Origin of the sequence: Glutamicibacter sp. NPDC087344, from assembly GCF_044744225.1 — a bacterium.
GTDB lineage: Bacteria > Actinomycetota > Actinomycetes > Actinomycetales > Micrococcaceae > Glutamicibacter.
Genome location: NZ_JBIUXY010000008.1, coordinates 67,786 through 87,488, shown reverse-complemented (window position 1 = coordinate 87,488; position 19,703 = coordinate 67,786). Strand labels below are relative to the sequence as shown.

Below are 19,703 nucleotides of genomic sequence, written 5' to 3'. Positions count from 1 at the left end.
GTGGGTTCCTGAACTAGGGCGGGCGGCGGGGCGCGGTGGGTCAACGGTGTGGGTCACCCTACTGGTGGTGATCTCGTTGCTGCATCTGGGCTCCCAGTTGGCGGCTCCGGGGCATATGGTGAGCGACGTCACCCAAGTGTTGCTGATGCCGATGCTAGGCGGGTTGGTTCTGGCCAGTACCCGCTCACCACGTTCCACGATCGTGGTGTTGACCCTCGTCGCTGTGTTTTTCTCATGGCTTGGTGATTCCTTGCCCCGGATGCTCGACGGGGATGCGAGCTTCTTGACGATGGTGGGCTGTTTTCTGGTGGCCCAGGTTTCTTACGTGGTACTTCTATGCCGTTGGTGGCGTTACTCGGTCATTCGGCACCCGGTCTGGCTGGCGCCGTATCTTGTGGTGTTGGGGATTTTGGTGGTGTTGTGTGCACCGTCGGCCGGGGTACTGCTGGTGCCGGTGGTGGTTTATGGCCTGGCACTGGTCTTGATGGCGGTGTTATCTACAGGGATGGGCCTGCGTGGAGGATTGGGAGGTGGAATATTTTTTGTCTCGGATTCCTTGATTGCGGTTCGTTCGTTCACGGATCTTGACCTGGTGGCCCAAGACTTTTGGATCATGCTCACCTACATCCTTGGACAGTACCTGCTGGTGACCGCTATTTTGGACAAGGGTCGTGTAGCTGTTCAGGCTGCCGGTCCGCATCTCACCGAGCGTTAAGTTGTGCGGTGCAGGATAGAGAACCATTCGAAATTGTGAAGGACCGCACCCTGAATATTGGCCAGCCTCCGATCCCGGGTGTGCAACGCGTAGTCGGGCAGGGCATACCACTGTTTCTTGTCCACGGGCACGGAGTTGATCATCGAATCCTGGTGCCGTTGGATGAGGTGTTGGACGCAACAGGGATTTTTCAGCGGATTTACGTGGATCTTCCCGGGATGGGGCAAACCGAGGCCCTTCAGGGTGCTGGCGGATTACCGGAAATCGCTGATTGGCTTGAGCAGCTGATCGGCGCGCAGTGCGGGGATCGACCGTTTGCGATGATCGGAAACTCTCTGGGTTCGTTGCTGGTCCAAGAAATGGCTGACAGGTTTGCCACGCAAATTCTGGGGATGGCGCTACTTGCTCCCTTGGTTTTTCCCTCGCGCGCCGAGCGAACGGTGCCCGAACGCCGGGTTCTGCGCGAAGATCGTGCTTTGCTAGATTCCCTGCCGGCGCACGACGCGGAACACTACGCGCAAATGGCGGTGATTCAAAGCGCTGAGAACTGGCAACGCTTTGATAACCACGTTTTGCCTGGGATTCGCGCGGTGAATCTACGTTCGATGGTTAAGCTGTCCAAACGTTACTTTTTGAATGAACTGCCGGTGCATCGGGCGAACCAGCTGGCTTGTCCGGTGGTGATGATCTGCGGAAAACAGGACCACATCACCGGGTTTACCGACCCGATGAAACTTGCGGCCAGGTATCCGGCGGCGGAAATCATGGTGATTCCCTTGGCCGGGCACAACGTGCACCTAGACCAACCCGAGAGGGTGGCACAACACCTCACCGTCTGGAGTGAGAAGGTCCAGGGTTTCTTCCTGACACGCGAGTTGTAACAGTCCATGTCCCACACAGCACTGTTCGCCACGTAGATAAGTCGTGACTTGTTATCAATCCGTGCTTCACTGAGGTGTCCCACAAGGGGAAAATAACGAGACAACATGCGGAGTATTCCGTAGCTGGGAGGAGTGAGGATGTCTGAGATGCTTAGTCTTCGTGATTGGACCAGCGTGGAGGAAGTACCAGAACTCCTGGATGTCTGGCGAAACTCCGTCGAGGGCGGCCGTGATTTTCTCTCCGCCGCCGACGTCGATGCGGTCGCTAATGCCTTGGAAGCGGTCTATTCACAGCGTGTGTCGGTCAAGATCGCGCAGCTGGGTACGGAGATCGTGGGTTTCGCCGCGTACAGCGCGACGCAGATTGAACTGTTGTGGGTGCGGCATCACGATCGGCATCACGGCGTGGGCAGCGCGCTGCTCAAAAACATCCTCTCCCGGTGCCCGGGGACCACCATTCAGATCAACGGGCAGAACGCCAATAGCTTGTCGTTTTTCCTCGACCACGGGTTTGCCGTCGATCAGGTGGCCGATGGCACCGATCCGTTGGCCCGGATTCAACTTCGACATGTCAATGTTTCAGCCTCGGACGTGTCACGATAGAGCCATGAGTGAAAACACCCGTGATCTGCGTGAAGTCAAAGTCGAACGAGTTGAATCAAGGAAGTACCGGGCGACCAGTGTCGCCTCTGGTGCGAGCCTTGAATTTGGCCAAGGCGAGGGGCTGCTGAGCCCGGTGGAGTTGCTGCTGGCGGCCATTGCCGGCTGCTCGGCCATCGACGTGGATGTGGCCACCACGCGCCGCAGCGAGCCGGATAAATTCGAGGTGGCCGCTACCGGCTACAAACTCAGCGAGGACGGCGCGGGACGGATGGATGACATCAACATGTCCTTCGACCTGAAATTCCCGGACACCGAAGAGGGACGCAAAGCCGCCGGCATGGTGCAACGTATTGTCAAACTCTCCCACGACAAGTACTGCACCGTCTCACGCACCGTCGAACTGGGGGCCAAGGTCACCAGCGAAGTCAGCGGCTAGCCATCGGTTCTTGCTGTTGAGCGCTATCCACTTTCCTGGGGCAGCTACCCCAGGGGTAGCTACCACAAACACATAAAGCTTCACTGCCCGGTGCGGCGCCCTGTTTCCGGCCGAAAAACGCCGGTCGAATGGTGCGCCACCCGGGCAGAGCTGTCTGAGAAGCTGCCCGAAAGCGGCTGCGCTGGGCTCACCGCGCAGCCGCTTTAAGGCCGAAGATGACGCTGATGGACACCGCCGAGTTGGCTTTTGTGCGGTGGGTCATGCCTATAATCACTTCAACTCCGCGGGAGCCTGAACCGACCAGGCTGAGAGGGCACCGAGCCGACCGCCACACCTGATGCGGGTCATGCCGCCGTAGGAAGGAAGTGCCTTCGTTGCACGTTGCCATCATCGGGGCCGGAATCATCGGCCTGTCCACCGCCTTTGAACTGCGTTCGCGCGGTTGCCAGGTCACCGTCATCGACCCGGACCCCGGGCAGGGAGCCAGCCGTGCCGCCGCCGGAATGCTGGCCCCGGCCGCCGAAACGACCTGGGGACATGGAATCCTGCATGAGCTTTTGGGCCGATCCAACCAGGACTACCCCGGCTTCGTTCAGCGGATCGAACAGGCCACCGGCCGCCGCCCGGCTTATCTTCAGAATTCAACGTTGGTGGTGGCCGCCGAACCCGCGGACCGCGACGCGCTCCACGAGCTGGTAGAACTCCAAAGCTCCCTGGGATTCAGCGCCCAGGCAGTTTTGCCCAGCGCCGCACGCCGCCTGGAACCTGCACTGGCCAGCAACATCGCCGGAGCGGTGCTCTGCGAACAAGACCACCAGATCGACCCCCGCTGCGTGATTTCCATCCTGAGCGAGCACCTGGCCGAGCACCTGGTGCGCGAGCGCGCGGTGGAACTTGTGAGGCGCCGGGGGAGAACCGCTGCGGTGCGCACCGCGTCCGGCCGGGTCATCGAGGCAGACCAGGTGGTGCTCGCCACCGGGTTAGGCACCGTGGACGGCGGCCCCCAACTGCCCTTGCGCCCGGTGTACGGGGACATTTTGCGGCTGCAAGGACCAAAGGGTCCGGCGTTGCTGAGCCGGACGGTGCGCGGGATCGTGCACCGCGACCCGGTCTACCTGGTGCCGCGCGGCGACGGCAGCCTGGTGCTCGGAGCCAGCAGCCGCGAAGACGGCAACGACGCGGTTAACGCGGGGCAGCTGCACCGGCTGCTGGATAACGCGCGCCGCCTGGTGCCGGGCATCGTCGACTGCTCGCTGAACGAGGTGATCGCCCGGGCCCGCCCGGCAACCCGGGATGACCGGCCGCTGATCGGCCGGGTGGACGAGGGACTGGTCGTGTCCACCGGGTATTCGCGCCACGGGGTGCTGCTCACCCCCTTCGGCTCGGCGCTGACCGCCGACCTGGTCCAGGACCTCCCTACCCACCCAGAACACACCCGCGCGGTGGACCCTGCACGTTTTGACAACAACCCGCCGTCCCCAACCCTGAAAGAGATGTACCGATGAGCATCCAAATTACGCTGAATTCCGCGCCGCTATCGATCGCGCCCGGACTGACCGTGCGGGAGCTTGTCACCTCGCATACCGGCCGCGAACTGACCGAGCAGGGACAGGCCGCGGACGGAGGCACCCTGGGCATCGCCGTGGCGGTGGATGGCGCCGTGGTGCCGCGCAGCGCCTGGTCGCAACGCGAGCTGGCGGCCGGAAACACCATTGAACTCGTGACCGCTGCCCAGGGAGGCTGAAACATGTCAAACACCACGAACTCACCCACCAGCACCGCGCACCGCACCGAGCAGGCCACGCCGGGTGACCAGTTCACCGTGGCCGGACGCAGCTTCGGCTCCCGATTGATTTTGGGGACCGGTGGTGCCACGTCGCTGAGCACCCTGGAGCAGGCGCTCGCCGAGTCCGGAACCGAACTGACCACGGTATCCATTCGGCATTTCTCCGCCGGCGGGTCGGCCAGCGTGTATGAGCTGCTGCAGCGCCACCAGATCGCGGCGCTGCCGAACACCGCAGGGTGTTTTACCGCGCGCGATGCGATCCTCACCGCCCACCTTGCCCGTGAAGCCCTGGAAACCAACTGGGTGAAGCTGGAAGTGATCGCCGATGAAGACACCCTGCTGCCGGATCCGTTGGAGCTGTTCGCGGCCGCCGAACAGCTGGTGGCCGACGGATTCGAGGTGTTCGCCTACACCAACGACGACCCTGCCTTGGCCTCCCGCTTGCAGGATGCCGGGGTTGCCGCGGTGATGCCGGCGGGGGCTCCCATCGGCTCCGGGCTGGGGATCTTGAACCCGCACAATATTTCCACCATCGTTTCGCGTGCTACGGTCCCGGTGATCCTGGACGCCGGGGTGGGCACGGCCTCCGACGCCGCCAAAGCCATGGAACTGGGGTGCGACGCGGTGCTGCTGGCCAGCGCCGTGACCCGCGCCCACAATGCGCCGCTGATGGCCGCGGCGATGCGCGACGCGGTGCGCGCTGGGCGCGCAGCCCGGCTGGCCGGGCGGATCCCGGTGCGTGATGCCGCGTTGGCCTCCTCTCCAAGCGAAGGCATGATGCGCACGTTGATCGGCGATTTCTCATGAGCCTGCGCGCGCCGCTGGTTGCACCGGTTCAGAGGCTCGACCCGGCGCAGCTTGCACGGTATTCCAGGCACCTGACCCTTCCCGGGGTGGGCGAAGAAGGCCAGCGGCGGATTGCCAATGCGCGGGTGTTGATGATCGGGGCCGGCGGCTTGGGCAGCCCCGTGGCAAACTACCTGATTGCCGCCGGGGTGGGGACCCTGGCGGTGCTCGATGACGACACGGTTGAGCTATCCAACCTGCAACGCCAGATCATCCATCGCCAAGCCGACGTGGGCGCACCCAAGGTCGATTCGCTGCCCCGGGTGGCCGCGCAGCTCAACGACCAGGTCACCGTGGTGAGTTTGGCGCAGCGGCTGACCGAAGAGAACGCGCTGTCCTTGTTCAGCGACTACGACCTGGTGATCGACGGCAGCGATAACTTCGCTACCCGCTACCTGTGCAACGATGCGGCCGAACTGACCGGCACCCCGCTGGTGTGGGGCACACTTTTCCAATTTTCGGGCCAGGCATCGGTGTTCGACCCGCGGAACGGGCCGATGCTGCGTGATTTGTTCCCGGAAATTCCAGATGCGGATTCGGTGCCCAGCTGTGCCGAGGGCGGGGTGTTCGGTGCATTGTGCGGGGTGGTTGGTTCGCTGCTGGCAGTGGAGGCGCTGAAACTGATCACCGGGGTGGGCCAGAGCCTGTCTGGCAAACTGTGGCTGTATGACGCGCTGTCGGCCACGGTGCGGACCCTGTCCTTCGAGAGCGATCCGCACCGCGAACCGGTGCGCGCGCTCGGGGTCTACACCCAAGAATCCTGTGTGCTGGAACCCCAGATAGCGCAGTTGTCCGCACAGGAGCTTGAAAGCCTGCGCGGAACCGCGAACCGTCCGGTGGTGGTGGATGTGCGCGAATCCTGGGAGCGCGCCATTGGGGCGATCCCGGACAGCATCCACGTTCCGCTGGATGAGCTGTTGGCCCGCGGGTGGGATGCACTTGAGGTGCCTGAAACCAGCTGCGTGGTTTTTGCCTGCAAGAGCGGGGCGCGATCCCTGCGTGCCGCCACCGCGCTGAGCGACACCTCGGCAACGACGCAGGTGATGAACCTGCGCGGCGGCACCCTTGCCTGGTATTCCCAGGTCCGCGGCGAGACGTTGGACTACTAGGTTGGGCCGCTGACCGTGCACCCGGTGGCCTGCTGGGATACTTGAAGCATGGATGAGCTGGAGAACTTGGGCGAACTGACGTTTCGCGAACTCACCGATGCCGACGAACAACAGGCCATCGACGCGCACCACGAACTGACGGTTGATGATTTTGAATTCCTTCCCACGTTCTCGCTCTCCGAACGCTGGGAGGACTACGTGTACCGCATGTGCGCGGGGCGGCGAGGGGAACATATTCCCCCCGGGTGGGTCCGCTCGGCGTTATTTGTGGCCACGGATGAAGACGGCTGGCTGGTGGGGCGCATCTCGGTGCGTTATGAATTGAATGCGTCGCTGGAGCACCTGGGCGGGCACCTGGGATATGCGGTGCTGCCGTCGGCACGTCGGCGCGGGATCGCTAAAAAGCTGTGCCGTTTCGGTTTGGAGCAGTTGCGCGACGCGGGTGTTGAGCACGCCTTGATTACCTGCGACGCCACCAATATTGCCTCGGCTGCCACCATTCGCAGTTGCGGCGGAATACTGGATGAAAATCTTCCCGAGGTTATTGAATCAACGGGGCGCAAGCAGTTGCGGTTTTGGGTTCCCACCGCGCCGAAGAGTTGATTCATCGAAACTTTATGTGATTTTTTCTGTATGTTTTGACACAGATCTCCGGTTGGCCTGCTTCTTGCGCGTAGAATATATGGTTGGGTCGAGAATGGCCCCGACTCCTTAGACCCTAAACTCGAGCAGAAGTGAGCCTTCACGCATGTCAGATAACATCACGAGCCGCGACGAACTGCGCAACGTAGCCATCGTTGCGCACGTTGACCACGGCAAGACCACCCTGGTCAACGCAATGCTTCAGCAGACCGGCGCTTTCGACAGCCACGGTGAAACCGAAGACCGCGTGATGGACTCCGGCGAGCTGGAACGCGAAAAGGGCATCACCATCCTGGCCAAGAACACCACCGTGTTCTACAACGGTCCTGCCGCCGAAGGCAAGCAGATGACCATGAACATCATCGACACCCCGGGTCACGCCGACTTCGGTGGCGAGGTCGAGCGCGGCCTGTCCATGGTTGACGGTGTGGTGCTGCTGGTGGACGCCTCCGAAGGCCCGCTGCCGCAGACCCGTTTCGTGCTGCGTAAGGCACTGGCCGCAAACCTGCCGGTCATCATCGTGGTTAACAAGACCGACCGCGCCGACGCCCGCATCGACGGCGTCATCTCCGACTCCATGGACCTGCTGCTTGGCCTGGCCTCCGATCTGGCCGACGAAGCACCGGACCTGGATCTGGACGCCATCTTGAACGTTCCCGTGGTCTTCGCCTCGGGCAAGGCCGGCTTCGCTTCGATGAACCAGCCAGGCGACGGGCAGCTGCCGGACAATGAAGATCTTGAGCCATTGTTCGAGACCATCATCAAGCACGTTCCAGCACCGACCTTCACCGAGGGCGAAGTGCTGCAGGCTCACGTGACCAACCTCGACGCCTCGCCATTCCTTGGCCGTCTGGCACTGCTGCGTATCTTCAACGGCACCCTGCGCAAGGGCCAGCAGGTCGCGTGGGCACGCCAGGACGGCACCCTGAAGCAGGTCAAGATCACCGAACTGCTGGCCACCAAGGGCCTGCAGCGTGTTCCAGCCGAAGAAGCAGGCGCCGGCGAGATCGTCGCTGTGGCCGGCATTGAAGACATCATGATTGGTGAAACCCTCACCGATCTGGAGAACCCGAAGCCGCTGCCGCTGATCACCGTGGACCCACCGGCAATCTCCATGACCATTGGTATCAACACCTCGCCGCTGGCCGGCAAGGTCAAGGGCGCCAAGGTCACCGCACGTCAGGTGAAGGACCGCCTGGACAAGGAACTGATCGGTAACGTTTCGCTGAACGTGCTGCCAACCGAGCGTCCGGATGCGTGGGAAGTCCAGGGCCGTGGCGAATTGGCCCTGGCAATCCTCGTGGAGCAGATGCGCCGTGAAGGTTTCGAGCTGACCGTGGGCAAGCCGCAGGTTGTGACCAAGATGGTCGACGGCAAGGTCCATGAGCCGATGGAGCACATGACCATTGACGTACCGGATGAGTACCTGGGCGCCATCACCCAGCTGATGGCATCGCGCAAGGGCCGCATGACCAACATGGCGAACCACGGCACCGGCTGGGTCCGTATGGAATTCATGGTTCCAGCCCGCGGCCTGATCGGCTTCCGCACCCGCTTCATGACCGAAACCCGCGGCGCCGGCATCGCGGCCTCGCTGGCCGAAGGCTACGAGCCATGGGCAGGCCCGATCGAATACCGTATCAACGGTTCGATCGTCGCCGACCGCGCCGGTGTGGTGACCCCGTTCGCCATGATCAACCTGCAGGAACGTATGAGCTTCTTTGTGAAGCCGACCGAAGAGGTTTACGAGGGCATGATCGTGGGCGAGAACTCGCGCGCCGATGATATGGATGTGAACATCACCAAGGAAAAGAAGCTCACCAACATGCGTGCGGCTTCCTCGGATTCGTTCGAGAACCTGACCCCGCCGCAGACCCTGACCCTTGAGGAGTCGCTCGAATTCGCCCGCGAAGACGAGTGCGTCGAGGTCACCCCGGAAGCCATCCGCATCCGCAAGGTGCTGCTGAACGCGAACGACCGCGCCAAGGCCACCCGTGCCCGCGCCCGCGCCTAATCAGCACCTTGCCGGTGGCGGCAACCTCCGCGCCCTAGGGCGTGCGCTGGTTGCCGCCCTTGCGGCCGGTTTGTTCGGCACCGCGGTACACGCCTCACTGTTTTATGCGGGGGATACCCCGATCATCTGGGGTGTCGCGCTGGCCTGGTTGCTGCTGGGACTGCTGACCTATTGGGCGGTGGTGTCCTCCGGCAAGATGTGGGCCGGAGCGGTAGTGTTTATCGGGTGTTACGTGACGGTTGGACTGATCTCCTACTTGGGGCATGACCAGCTGATACTCAGCGCCGGGTATTTTCGGTACCTGCCAGGTCCCACGCTTGCGTCGCTGCTGTGGATGTACGGTATGGTCATCCCCGCGGTGATCGCCCTGTCGATCGCGTTGCGTGTAATTCGCAAAACAAACCGCAAGGCCTAAAAAATGGTGTTCCTCCCTTCGGGGATGAACACCATTTTTTGATTAACCACAAAAACTACTGATCTGCAGGCGAGTTGCCGGTCAGATCGAGGTGGTGGGCCAGGAACAAGGAGGTGGGCACGCCGTCCGGTTCGGGTTCACGCATCGCGTAGTCTTCGATCACTTCGCGCAGCCGTGCCATCATTTCTTTTTGCGATTTTTCGCTGAGTTTCAGGCCCACTCGGACTACCTGCATCTCCTGCGCGGAGAGTCCGTTGATTTCCTGGAGGAAGGTATCCACCAGCAGCGGGGCGGCATCCGGGATCCGGGTACCCCAGGACAGCTTGGTGCTGCGGTAGGGGACCTCCTTGGCGCCGCGGTTTCCCTTGCGGGCTTCCTCGGCGGCCAAAAAACCGCTGCTGACCAAGGTGCGTACGTGGTGCAGGGACGTCGCGGGATTCAGCTCAAGGATGTCCGCGATTTCCTTGTTGGTCCGCGACTCGTGCAGGCACAGGCGCAGGATTCGCAACCGCAGTGGGGAACTGAGGGCGCGTGCACGGGCCTGGACAAGTTCATCGGTAGGCATGATGCCAGCATACGCGAAAAACGTTCAGTGATTGGCAGTTTCAAATCACATGTCGCGTGGGGCACGGCGACGCCGTGGTGGCGCCGGGGGCACCCGCTTGGCATGGGTGATGGCGGCCCGAGCGACGCAAACCACTCCGGTGCGGGTCTGCACCACGATCTGCGATGGCGAAACTTCGAGCACGGTACCCAACACATCGGTGAGTGTTTCTCCGCTTTGGGTGTGCTCATCCAGCCGATAACGCAGGACAATGCGGTCAGTGGTGGTCAACTCATTAAAATTCAACATCTTGAAGTCACGTTCCGTAAAAAGAATTCATTTACCGCGATGGTAACCGAAATGTGAATCGTCGGTTACGTCACAGCTGCACCGGGCAGGCTTGGTTGACTTGGCAACAGGACTAGACTGTAGTTTGAGCTTGTCTACGATTCAATGAGCATCTTGGGATCCAGCGGGCTTTTGTTGAAACCACAATGTGCAAGGAAAGGTCGCAGCCCCCGTGACTTACATCATCGCTCAGCCGTGCGTCGACGTTAAAGACAAGGCGTGCGTCGAAGAATGCCCGGTTGATTGCATCTATGAAGGCGACCGTTCGCTTTATATCCACCCCGACGAATGTGTTGACTGCGGCGCCTGTGAGCCAGTGTGCCCCGTAGAGGCAATTTATTACGAAGATGACGTGCCGGATGAGTGGGCCGACTATTACAAGGCAAACGTAGAATTTTTCGACGAACTTGGCTCGCCGGGCGGCGCCGCTAAGATTGGAAATACCGGCACCGATCACTCGTTTATCAGTGCACTGCCACCCCAGAACCAAGGCTAGGTTTTACCTTTATGCTTGAGCTCCCCGATTACCCCTGGAACCAGCTTGCACCCTACCGCGAGCTGGCGGCACAACACCCGGGCGGGGTCGTGGATCTGTCCATCGGTACGCCGATTGATGACACCCCACAGATCATTCAGGACGCGCTGAGTGCGTCGGCAAATTCTCACGGTTATCCGACAACCCATGGGACCACTGCGGTGCGGCAGGCAATTGTTGATTGGTTCGCCCGTCGCAGGAATGTCACCGGACTGGGGATCGAGGATGTGATGCCTACGGTCGGCTCCAAGGAAATGGTGGCCTGGCTGCCACTGTTTTTGGGCCTTGGCGCCGGAGATATCGTAGTACGGCCAAAAATTGCCTACCCTACCTATGACATTGGTGCCCAACTGGTGGGTGCGACCGCCATTGCCACCGATGATCTTGCTGAGCTGAGCGAAGCGCAGCGTGCCAAGGTGAAACTCGTCTGGGTGAACTCCCCGGGAAATCCGACCGGCAAGGTCCGCGATGTGCACAGCCTCACCGAGATTGTGCGACAGGCCCGCGAACTGGGAGCCGTGGTGGCTTCGGACGAATGTTACGCCGAGCTGGGGTGGGGACAGGTTCGTGGGCAAATCCCAAGTATCCTCGACCCGCGGGTGAACGAGGGGAACCTGGATAACCTGTTCGCCCTGTATTCACTGTCCAAGCAGTCGAATTTGGCGGGGTATCGCGCCGCGTTCATCGCCGGCGCCCCGAACCTCATGCCGACGCTGGTCAACAGCCGAAAGCACACCGGGATGATCGTTCCGGGACCCATCCAGCACGCGATGGTTGTCGCATTGAACGATGACGAGCATGTCCAGGCGCAGTATGACATCTACCGCGCACGCCGTGAGGCGCTGGCGCCGGCCTTGGTGAACTTCGGGCTGCAGATTGAAGATTCGGTGGCAGGGTTGTACCTGTGGTGCACCGAGCAACGCCCGAGTTTTGAAACCATCCAACGCCTGGCTGAGTTGGGTATTGTCGCCGGTCCGGGGGTTTTCTACGGCACCGCTGGTGAACAGCACGTACGGGTGGCGCTCACAGCCAGTGACGAGCGGATCGCGGCAGCCGTTCAGCGATTGAATGATTCCGTCAAACGCTGAAGATGACACCCTGATTAGCGCGATAGGGACAAATCACGGTATGTTCTAGGATGACGACTGACCTTTCGGAACTACACGCTTTCCGGTTAGGAGATGCAATGACAGACACGAGCTCTGCACAGCTACAATTCAACGGATCCAACCTTGAACTGCCGGTTATCCCGGCAGCTGAGGGCAACAACGGTTTCAACGTAGCACCACTTTTGAAGACCACCGGGAACGTCACCTACGACCCTGGCTTCATGAACACCGCGGCTACCAAGTCTGCGATTACCTACATCGACGGCGATGCTGGCATCCTGCGCTACCGCGGATACCCAATTGAGCAGTTGGCTGAGCACTCAAGCTTCACCGAGGTCTCCTACCTGCTGATCAACGGCGAACTGCCAAGCGCAGAGCAGCTGGCAACCTTCGACGGCAGCCTGCGCCGCCACACCCTGCTGCACGAAGAGCTCAAAGGCTTCTTCGGTGGCTTCCCGCGCGATGCGCACCCAATGCCGGTGCTCTCCTCTGCAGTGTCGGCACTGTCGACCTGGTACCAGGATTCGCTGGACCCATCGGACAACGAGCAGGTTGAACGTTCGACCCTGCGCCTGTTGGCCAAGCTGCCGGTGCTGGCCGCTTACGCCCACAAGAAGTCCATCGGCCAGGCCCTGCTGTACCCGGACAACTCGATGAACATGGTTGAGAACTTCTTGCGCCTGTGCTTCGGCACCGCAGCTGAACCATACGAGCTGGACCCGGAAATGGTCAAGGCCCTGGACCTGCTGCTGATCCTGCACGCAGACCACGAACAGAACTGCTCGACTTCCACCGTGCGCCTGGTTGGCTCCTCTGACGCCAACCTGTTCGCCTCGGTTTCCGCTGGTATCCACGCACTCTCCGGCCCCGCCCACGGCGGCGCGAACGAAGCAGTGCTGCGTATGCTGCGCGACATCAAGGCCCAGGGCATCGCCCCGGAGACCTTCATGGAGAAGGTCAAGAACAAGGAAGACGGCGTGCGCCTGATGGGCTTCGGCCACCGCGTGTACAAGAACTACGATCCACGCGCCAAGATCATCAAGCAGACCGCCCACGACCTGCTGGCCAAGCAGGGCAACAACGAGTTGCTGGACATCGCGATGAGCCTGGAAGAGAAGGCACTGAACGACGACTACTTCATCTCGCGCAAGCTGTACCCGAACGTCGACTTCTACACCGGCCTGATCTACACGGCCATGGGTTTCCCGGAGAAGATGTTCACCGTGCTGTTCGCCATCGGCCGCCTGCCGGGCTGGATCGCGCAGTGGCGTGAAATGATCAACGATCCTGAAACCAAGATCGGCCGTCCACGCCAGCTGTACATGGGCGAGACCGCTCGCAACTACCCGGGTGTCTAAGACCCCCATGTAGCAAGACCTTGGCTGTTGGGCCGGGACTCCAAGCATACGGAGTCCCGGTCCAATGCTGTTTTAACCCCGGAATCAGGCGTATGGTGGGGTGCAGATCATGCTTTTGGCCCGTCGCTCTCAGGTGGTTTGGATGTATTTTCGTCGTGGCAATAATTGGTCGCTGACCATGTATACCGATCCGCACCTCTTGATGGCGCTGTATCTGCGGGAACTGGCGGGGGTGAATCCTGCCGAGGTGGGTCCCAACTGCCGGCTCGAACCGGACGTTAAGGAACGCACCGGTCCGCATTCGGAGCACGGGCAGATCAAACAAGAATGGGGCTCCTGGTGGGACACGCTGACAACCCAGGAGGCTCCCGCGCAAGCGCCGGTCCCGGTGAACCTCTTGGAATGGCTGGAAGAACACGGCTATCCCGAACTGGCGCGGCTTGCCCGTCCCCATTACGGGCAGGCAACCCTGTTCGCCCACCAGCACGCCGAAGATTTTGAACGCCGCAGCCAGGGATACATTCCGGACCGCATGGATGAAATTGAACAGTTGCTGATTGAACGCGGCATCGAGCATGTACCGGATGCGACAGAAAAGCAGATTCACGTGATCGAGGTACCGTTGAAGGAACCCCGCGCGTGGTTGACCGGAGGTTCAACCATCCTTGCAAGTTCCTCACTATTGCGTGATTCGAAAGCTTTCCAGGGTTTTATTCAGCCGATGGTAACGATTATCTTCCCAATCTGAGAAGCATTGCGGGGACCGAAGAAGGGCCGCAGATCCAATGGATCTGCGGCCCTTCTTTAGGTGTGCGGCAACCGGTTAGTTGGCGTGCAGCGCGTCGTTCAGCTCGACAGTCTGGCCTGCACGGGGAAGCGCCTCAACGGCACCGGAGACCGAGTTGCGGCGGAAGAGCAGGTTCGGCACACCCGAAAGGTCCAGGGCCTTCACGGTCTTCTCGCCCAGGGCCACCCGGGTCCCGGCGGTCACATACAGGCCAGCCTCGACCACGGAGTCATCGCCAATGGAGATGCCAACACCGGCATTAGCGCCGAGCAGCACACGCTCACCGATGACAATACGTTCCTTGCCACCCCCGGAGAGGGTACCCATAATGGAAGCGCCGCCACCCACATCGGAGCCGTCGCCCACAACAACCGAGGCGGAAATACGTCCCTCGACCATGGACGCGCCCAGGGTCCCTGCGTTGAAGTTCACAAAACCTTCGTGCATCACGGTGGTGCCGGAGGCCAGATGGGCGCCCAAGCGGACTCGGTCGGCATCCGCGATGCGCACACCCGAAGGCATGACGTAGTCAACCATGCGTGGGAACTTGTCCACGCCGTAGACGCTGACCGGTCCACGCGAGCGAAGTTTCAGGCGGGTAGTTTCGAAGCCGTCCACTTGGCATGGGCCGAAGTTGGTCCACACCACGTTGGCCAGGTGCCCAAAAATTCCATCCAAGTTGATGGAGTTCGGCTGGACCAAGCGGTGCGAGAGCAGGTGCAGGCGCAGCCAGACATCCGCGGTATCGGCGGGGGCAACATCTAGGTCGATGGTCAGTGAAACAACCTTCTGGGTTGTTGAGCGGGCGGCGTCGTCGGTTGCCGCGGCGGCAAGCTCACCGGCCAGGCTATCTGCCTTAACAAGTTCACCAAGTGCAGGGGCTGGGTACCAGACGTCCAACACGGTGCCGTCGGCGGCAACCGTGGCAAGGCCGAGGCCCGATGCCAGTCGCACGGAAGAATCGTTGGAAGTGGTCTCAGAAATTGAAGTCATACACTGATCGTATCGTTGATCCTGAAGGTAACGTTGATAGATGACAGGCTAGTGAAGCGATGAATGTAGGACGATGAATACCGTGAATGAACTAGACCTGCGGCAAGACGTCGCAGTACTGACCGAAGACCTGATGAACGTCAACTCGGTCTCCGGCAACGAACAAGAGCTTGCCGACCAAGTGTTTAACGCTTTGCAGAAGCTGGATCACCTTCAGGTGCACCGCGACGGGGACTCGATTGTGGCTCGTACCAATCTCGGCCGAGAGCGTCGGGTGGTGTTGGCAGGGCATCTGGATACCGTGCCCTTGCCGCGCACCGAGGCAGCCAAGGGCACCGTTCCGGCTCAGGTGATCGACGGGTTGCTCTACGGCCGCGGAGCAACCGACATGAAGGGCGGAGTGGCCGTGCAGCTCGCCCTGGCGGCGTTACTCACCGCGCCGAAACACGACATCTCCTTCATCTTCTACGATCACGAAGAAGTCGCCGCGTCCCTGTCCGGGCTGGGTCGTTTGGCGCGCAACAGCCCCGAGTTGCTCGCCGCAGACTTCGCGATCCTGCTTGAACCAACCAACGGCACCGTGGAAGGCGGATGCAACGGCACCAGCCGTTTTGTGATCCGCACCCACGGCACCGCGGCACATTCGGCCCGTGCCTGGATGGGGCATAACGCCATTCACGACGCTTCCGAGGTGCTGCGCCGCTTGGCCGACTATGAACCGCAGACCATCGACGTAGAAGGCCTCGAATTCCGCGAAGGGATGAACGCTGTGCGCATCACCGGGGGAGTGGCCGGCAACGTGATCCCTGACTACTGCGAGGTCGAGGTGAACTATCGCTTTGCCCCGGACAAAACTCTGGAGCAGGCCGAGGCGGTGGTGCGGGAGCTTTTTGAGGGTTTTGATATCGAACGGACCGACGGGTCCAACGGCGCACGCCCGGGACTAGACCAGCAGATCGCTGCCGAACTGATTTCAATCCTCGGCCAAGAGCCGAAGCCGAAATACGGTTGGACCGACGTAGCGCGCTTCTCAGCGCTTGGAATTCCGGCTGTGAACTTCGGCCCGGGTGATGCACTGTTGGCGCACTCCGATGATGAACACGTCCCGCAGCAGGCAATCCGCGACTGCTTGGACTCGTTGCATTCCTGGCTGAGCTAGGGCTTGCAACCGCAAACGTCGGCTCCATCCTCCGCCATTGGCGAGGTACGGAGCCGACGTTTGCGAGTTTGCCGAGGTGCTACTTCTGACCGCGTGAGCTCAGCCGTGCCGAGACCATGGCCGCCAGCTTGGACAATGCAAAGTTCAAGATGATGAAGACCAAAGCGACAATCACCAGCGACTGGAACAGGTTCGAATTACCGGTACCCACCAGTTTGCCGTTGAACAGCAACTCGTTGTAATTGATGATGTATCCCAGAGCCGAGTCTTTCAGGATCACGATGAACTGGCTGATCAAGGCCGGTAGCATGGCGGTCAGCGCCTGCGGGATCTCGATAAGCCGCAGGCTCTGACTGCGGGTGAGGCCAATGGCGATGCCCGCCTCGCGCTGCCCGCGTGGAAGGCCGTGGACGCCGGACCGGATCAGCTCCGCAATGACCGAGCCGTTGTAGAGTGTCAGGCCGATGACAACCGCGTAAAACGGAGAATCCTGGGCTTCAACCCAACCGGAGCGGGCGAGCATGATCCACAGGAACAGCATCATCAGCAGCACCGGCACCGCACGGAAGAACTCGACAATGACGGTGCTGATCCAGTTCAAGACCTTGTTATGCGACAGTCGTCCCATACCGAAGAGAAAACCGAAGATCAGCGAGGTCACGATCGAAATCGCGGCAGACTGCAAGGTCTTGAGCAAGCCCGGCAACAGGTAGTCGCTCCATACTGTGCCTTTGAGGAAAACATTCCATTTTTCGGGTACAAGCTGGCCTGCGGCGTTGAGCCCGATCACCAGGTAAACCACAAGCCCGGCAAGCACCAACACGCCTACGATGTTCAGCAACATGATGCGGCGTTTGGCCTTGGGCCCTGGTGCATCAAAAAGCACGGACTGTTTAGGTGCGCTCATCGTGCCACCGCCAGTTTCTTGGATAGCCAGGTCACCAGCATGCCGATTGGCACCACGATGATCACGAACATGAGCGCCACGGTGAGGAAGATCAGAATGCCCTGATCCGCTCGGTACTCAATCATGGTTTTCATCAGCCCGGAAATTTCAGCCACGGAACCAGCCAGGGCGACCGTAGTGTTTTTGATCAGTGCAATCAGTACGTTTCCCATGGGGACAATCGCTCCACGGAATGCCTGCGGGAGGATGACCAACCGTGCCGCAGGGAGGAAACCCAAGCCGGTGGCACGGGCCGCTTCGGCCTGGCCAAGCGGGACTGTGTTCACACCTGACCGGATGGCCTCGCAGAAAAACGCTGCGTGGTAGATGGTCAGGCCGATAATCGCAATGAGGAAAAAGTTGAAATTAAAATCATCGGACAGCTGGAGCTGGAAGACGCCGAAGAGCACCAGGACACCGAAGGTCATGATGATGGTCAGCGGAGTATTGCGGAAGATGTTTACGTAGGCGGTGCCGAACGCACGCAGGCTGGGAATCGGCGAAATTCGCATGATTGCCAGGATCGTCCCGAGGACTGCGCAGGCAATAAATGCCCAGAAAGTGAGCTGCAGGTTAGTCCAGAAGGACTCCATGATGCGCGCACCGTATTCATCCCAAAGACTTAAATAGCCTTCCACGGCTTGTTCTCCTTGGTAGATGGATGTGCTGGTAACTGGCGGTGGTGCTCCGAAACTTTTCGGTCAAGGTGCACCGCCGCCAGTCAGTCAACGTGCTGGAGGTTAGCTGCAGGCCTCAAACTCGGTTGGTGGATTCAGGTCCGAAGGCTTGTAGCCGGTGCCTTCGGTGTTCTTATCCAGCGCCTTTTGCCACTCACCGGAGTCAATCATCTTCTTGATTGCGGTGTTGATGCTTTCACACTTGTCGTTGGTCTTGTTCAGACCCACACCGTATGGTTCCTCGGAGAACGGGGCGCCAACAACCTTGAACTTGCCCTTGTTGGCATCGGTCGCTGCCAAACCGGCCAAGATGATGTCATCGGTGGTGATGGCATCAATGCTGCCCGATTCCAACAGTCCCAGGCAGTCAGCGTAACCTTGCTGTTCCACCAAGCTGACGCCGGGAACGTCCTTCTTGACGTTTTCCGCTGAAGTTGAGCCGGTCACCGAGCACAGTTTCTTACCATCCAAGGATTCCTTGCCGGTGATCGCGGTTTCATCGGTGCGAACCAGCAGGTCCTGACCTGCAATGAAATACGGGCCTGCGAACGCGACACGTTCCTTGCGGGTGTCGTTGATGGTGTAGGTTGCGAAAATCATGTCGACCTGGTTGGTTTCCAGCAGCGTCTCGCGGTTGGCCGAAGGAGAAGAAACAAATTCGATCTTGTCTTCGGAATAGCCCAGTTCATTGGCCACGTACTTAGCTACATCAACGTCGAATCCGGTGTAGGTGCTGCCATCCTGGAAGCCGAGGCCTGGCTGATCGAATTTGATCCCGATACGGACCTTCTCGCTGTCGCCTTCTTCTGCATTGTCAGAGCCGCCGCAGGCGGTCAGGGCCAGAGCAGCGACAGCTGCCATTGCCGCGATGGTGCCAAAACGATTTTTCCGCATTGTTCCTCCTGGTAAATGTGGGTGATGAGATCTAGTGGTTGGTGATGAGCTTGCCGAGGAAATCCTTGGCGCGCGCACTTTGCGGGTTGGTGAAGAATTCTTCGGGGGAAGCCTGCTCAACGATCTGGCCATCGGCCATGAAGATTACGCGGTCTGCGGCCTTGCGGGCGAAGCCCATCTCGTGGGTCACCACAAGCATCGTCATGCCCTCGCGAGCCAGCGACACCATGGTGTCCAGAACCTCGTTGATCATTTCGGGATCCAACGCGCTGGTTGGTTCGTCGAAGAGCATCACCTTGGGTTTCATGGCCAACGCGCGGGCAATCGCCACACGCTGCTGCTGACCGCCGGAGAGCTGGGCCGGGAGCTTGGCCACTTGGTTGGCGACTCCAACACGTTCGAGCAGCTGCATTGCCAGTTTGTCCGCTGCGGACTTTTTCATTCCCTTGACCTTGATGGGGCCAAGGGTCACATTCTCAAGGATGGTTTTGTGGGCGAAGAGATTGAAGGACTGGAACACCATACCGACGTCGGCCCGCAGCCGGGCCAGTGCCTTACCTTCTTCGGGTAGGGCCTTCCCGTCAATGGTGATGGTGCCCTCGTCGATCGTCTCCAAACGATTGATCGCGCGACACAGCGTCGACTTGCCTGAGCCCGAAGGTCCCAGGATCACAACGACCTCACCCTTGACGACATCCAAATTGATGTCGTTCAACACGTGCAGCGCACCATAGTGCTTGTTGACCCCCGCCAGTCGGACGATGGGGCCATCAGAAGAAGCTTGAGCCTGATGATCGCTTTTCATGTTCTCGACACTACTTCATGTGACGTGCACTACGCGAGCGTTCTTTCAGGTCACATCAAGTTGTTATCAAAATGTTTTGAAATACCGTCCTCGAGGTTGAC

23 protein-coding genes and 1 riboswitch are annotated in these 19,703 nt (G+C 60.3%); of the genes, 16 read left to right on the top strand and 7 right to left on the bottom strand.

All coding sequences use genetic code 11. The features are described 5' to 3' along the window. The first annotated feature begins 46 nt into the window (after positions 1-46). The 11 genes from ACIOWL_RS14995 to ACIOWL_RS14945 all read left to right on the top strand — a co-directional run bounded on the left by ACIOWL_RS14995 (position 47) and on the right by ACIOWL_RS14945 (position 9,447). Positions 47-715, top strand: a complete 669-nt coding sequence (locus tag ACIOWL_RS14995) for a lysoplasmalogenase family protein (protein WP_400386739.1) — start codon at positions 47-49, stop codon at positions 713-715. A gap of 8 nt (positions 716-723) precedes the next feature. Beyond that, positions 724-1,596 carry an alpha/beta fold hydrolase gene (locus ACIOWL_RS14990; RefSeq protein WP_400386736.1) on the top strand — a complete coding sequence of 291 codons (873 nt, stop codon included), beginning with the start codon at positions 724-726 and terminating at the stop codon, positions 1,594-1,596. Between the two features lie 138 nt (positions 1,597-1,734). Continuing rightward, complete coding sequence (locus tag ACIOWL_RS14985; RefSeq protein ID WP_400386734.1) at positions 1,735-2,199, top strand: GNAT family N-acetyltransferase; 465 nt, start codon at positions 1,735-1,737, stop codon at positions 2,197-2,199. Between the two features lie 4 nt (positions 2,200-2,203). After that, positions 2,204-2,635, top strand: coding sequence for an OsmC family protein (locus tag ACIOWL_RS14980; RefSeq protein ID WP_400386733.1), 432 nt, complete (start codon positions 2,204-2,206; stop codon positions 2,633-2,635). Positions 2,636-2,908: 273 nt separating this feature from the next. Next, a riboswitch (TPP riboswitch) is annotated at positions 2,909-3,013 on the top strand. Next, positions 3,001-4,140, top strand: coding sequence for a glycine oxidase ThiO (gene thiO / locus ACIOWL_RS14975; protein ID WP_400386731.1), 1,140 nt, complete (start codon positions 3,001-3,003; stop codon positions 4,138-4,140). (Overlaps the previous riboswitch by 13 nt.) Beyond that, a complete protein-coding gene (gene thiS, locus ACIOWL_RS14970; protein ID WP_400386729.1) occupies positions 4,137-4,379 on the top strand; it encodes a sulfur carrier protein ThiS in 243 nt (80 codons plus the stop codon). The genes thiO and thiS overlap by 4 nt, the downstream gene beginning before the upstream one ends. Positions 4,380-4,382: 3 nt before the next feature. Beyond that, positions 4,383-5,228, top strand: a complete 846-nt coding sequence (locus ACIOWL_RS14965) for a thiazole synthase (RefSeq protein WP_400386726.1) — start codon at positions 4,383-4,385, stop codon at positions 5,226-5,228. Then, positions 5,225-6,376: a molybdopterin-synthase adenylyltransferase MoeB gene (gene moeB / locus ACIOWL_RS14960; protein WP_400386724.1), complete on the top strand. Its 1,152-nt coding sequence runs from the start codon at positions 5,225-5,227 to the stop codon at positions 6,374-6,376. The genes ACIOWL_RS14965 and moeB overlap by 4 nt, the downstream gene beginning before the upstream one ends. 48 nt (positions 6,377-6,424) lie before the next feature. Further along, complete coding sequence (locus ACIOWL_RS14955) at positions 6,425-6,979, top strand: GNAT family N-acetyltransferase (RefSeq protein WP_400386721.1); 555 nt, start codon at positions 6,425-6,427, stop codon at positions 6,977-6,979. 145 nt (positions 6,980-7,124) lie between these two features. Beyond that, positions 7,125-9,032, top strand: coding sequence for a translational GTPase TypA (gene typA, locus ACIOWL_RS14950; RefSeq protein WP_400386718.1), 1,908 nt, complete (start codon positions 7,125-7,127; stop codon positions 9,030-9,032). After that, on the top strand, positions 9,013-9,447 hold the full coding sequence (locus ACIOWL_RS14945; protein WP_400386715.1) for a hypothetical protein: 435 nt from the start codon (positions 9,013-9,015) through the stop codon (positions 9,445-9,447). The genes typA and ACIOWL_RS14945 overlap by 20 nt, the downstream gene beginning before the upstream one ends. Before the next feature lie 55 nt (positions 9,448-9,502). Here ACIOWL_RS14945 and ACIOWL_RS14940 read toward each other — a convergent pair whose 3' ends face one another. Both ACIOWL_RS14940 and ACIOWL_RS14935 read right to left on the bottom strand, forming a co-directional pair. Next, the gene (locus tag ACIOWL_RS14940; RefSeq protein WP_400386712.1) at positions 9,503-10,012 is read right to left on the bottom strand and encodes a helix-turn-helix domain-containing protein; all 510 of its coding nucleotides are present in this window, start codon (positions 10,010-10,012) and stop codon (positions 9,503-9,505) included. A gap of 45 nt (positions 10,013-10,057) precedes the next feature. After that, positions 10,058-10,300, bottom strand: coding sequence for a hypothetical protein (locus ACIOWL_RS14935; RefSeq protein ID WP_400386709.1), 243 nt, complete (start codon positions 10,298-10,300; stop codon positions 10,058-10,060). Between the two features lie 211 nt (positions 10,301-10,511). Here ACIOWL_RS14935 and fdxA point away from each other — a divergent pair, with 211 nt between their 5' ends. The 4 genes from fdxA to ACIOWL_RS14915 all read left to right on the top strand — a co-directional run bounded on the left by fdxA (position 10,512) and on the right by ACIOWL_RS14915 (position 14,089). After that, positions 10,512-10,835 carry a ferredoxin gene (fdxA, locus tag ACIOWL_RS14930; protein WP_400386706.1) on the top strand — a complete coding sequence of 108 codons (324 nt, stop codon included), beginning with the start codon at positions 10,512-10,514 and terminating at the stop codon, positions 10,833-10,835. An 11-nt stretch (positions 10,836-10,846) separates the two neighbouring features. After that, complete coding sequence (dapC, locus tag ACIOWL_RS14925) at positions 10,847-11,962, top strand: succinyldiaminopimelate transaminase (protein ID WP_400386703.1); 1,116 nt, start codon at positions 10,847-10,849, stop codon at positions 11,960-11,962. Between the two features lie 98 nt (positions 11,963-12,060). Next, positions 12,061-13,341 (top strand): citrate synthase, encoded by a 1,281-nt coding sequence (locus ACIOWL_RS14920; protein ID WP_400386700.1) that lies wholly within the window; start codon positions 12,061-12,063, stop codon positions 13,339-13,341. A 142-nt stretch (positions 13,342-13,483) separates the two neighbouring features. Then, the gene (locus tag ACIOWL_RS14915) at positions 13,484-14,089 is read left to right on the top strand and encodes a hypothetical protein (protein WP_400386697.1); all 606 of its coding nucleotides are present in this window, start codon (positions 13,484-13,486) and stop codon (positions 14,087-14,089) included. A 75-nt stretch (positions 14,090-14,164) separates the two neighbouring features. On the opposite strand, the gene dapD is transcribed toward ACIOWL_RS14915, so the two are convergent. Further along, positions 14,165-15,121: a 2,3,4,5-tetrahydropyridine-2,6-dicarboxylate N-succinyltransferase gene (gene dapD / locus ACIOWL_RS14910; RefSeq protein ID WP_400386694.1), complete on the bottom strand. Its 957-nt coding sequence runs from the start codon at positions 15,119-15,121 to the stop codon at positions 14,165-14,167. A 73-nt stretch (positions 15,122-15,194) separates the two neighbouring features. On the opposite strand from dapD, the gene dapE reads away from it, so the two are divergent. After that, positions 15,195-16,280 carry a succinyl-diaminopimelate desuccinylase gene (gene dapE / locus ACIOWL_RS14905; protein WP_400386692.1) on the top strand — a complete coding sequence of 362 codons (1,086 nt, stop codon included), beginning with the start codon at positions 15,195-15,197 and terminating at the stop codon, positions 16,278-16,280. A gap of 79 nt (positions 16,281-16,359) precedes the next feature. Here dapE and ACIOWL_RS14900 read toward each other — a convergent pair whose 3' ends face one another. The 4 genes from ACIOWL_RS14900 to ACIOWL_RS14885 all read right to left on the bottom strand — a co-directional run bounded on the left by ACIOWL_RS14900 (position 16,360) and on the right by ACIOWL_RS14885 (position 19,602). Further along, a complete protein-coding gene (locus tag ACIOWL_RS14900; RefSeq protein ID WP_400386689.1) occupies positions 16,360-17,187 on the bottom strand; it encodes an amino acid ABC transporter permease in 828 nt (275 codons plus the stop codon). Beyond that, positions 17,184-17,864: an amino acid ABC transporter permease gene (locus tag ACIOWL_RS14895; RefSeq protein WP_400386688.1), complete on the bottom strand. Its 681-nt coding sequence runs from the start codon at positions 17,862-17,864 to the stop codon at positions 17,184-17,186. The genes ACIOWL_RS14900 and ACIOWL_RS14895 overlap by 4 nt, the downstream gene beginning before the upstream one ends. Positions 17,865-17,966: 102 nt before the next feature. Next, positions 17,967-18,797, bottom strand: a complete 831-nt coding sequence (locus ACIOWL_RS14890; RefSeq protein WP_400386685.1) for a glutamate ABC transporter substrate-binding protein — start codon at positions 18,795-18,797, stop codon at positions 17,967-17,969. A gap of 31 nt (positions 18,798-18,828) precedes the next feature. Then, positions 18,829-19,602, bottom strand: a complete 774-nt coding sequence (locus tag ACIOWL_RS14885; RefSeq protein WP_400386682.1) for an amino acid ABC transporter ATP-binding protein — start codon at positions 19,600-19,602, stop codon at positions 18,829-18,831. Positions 19,603-19,703: the final 101 nt, after the last annotated feature.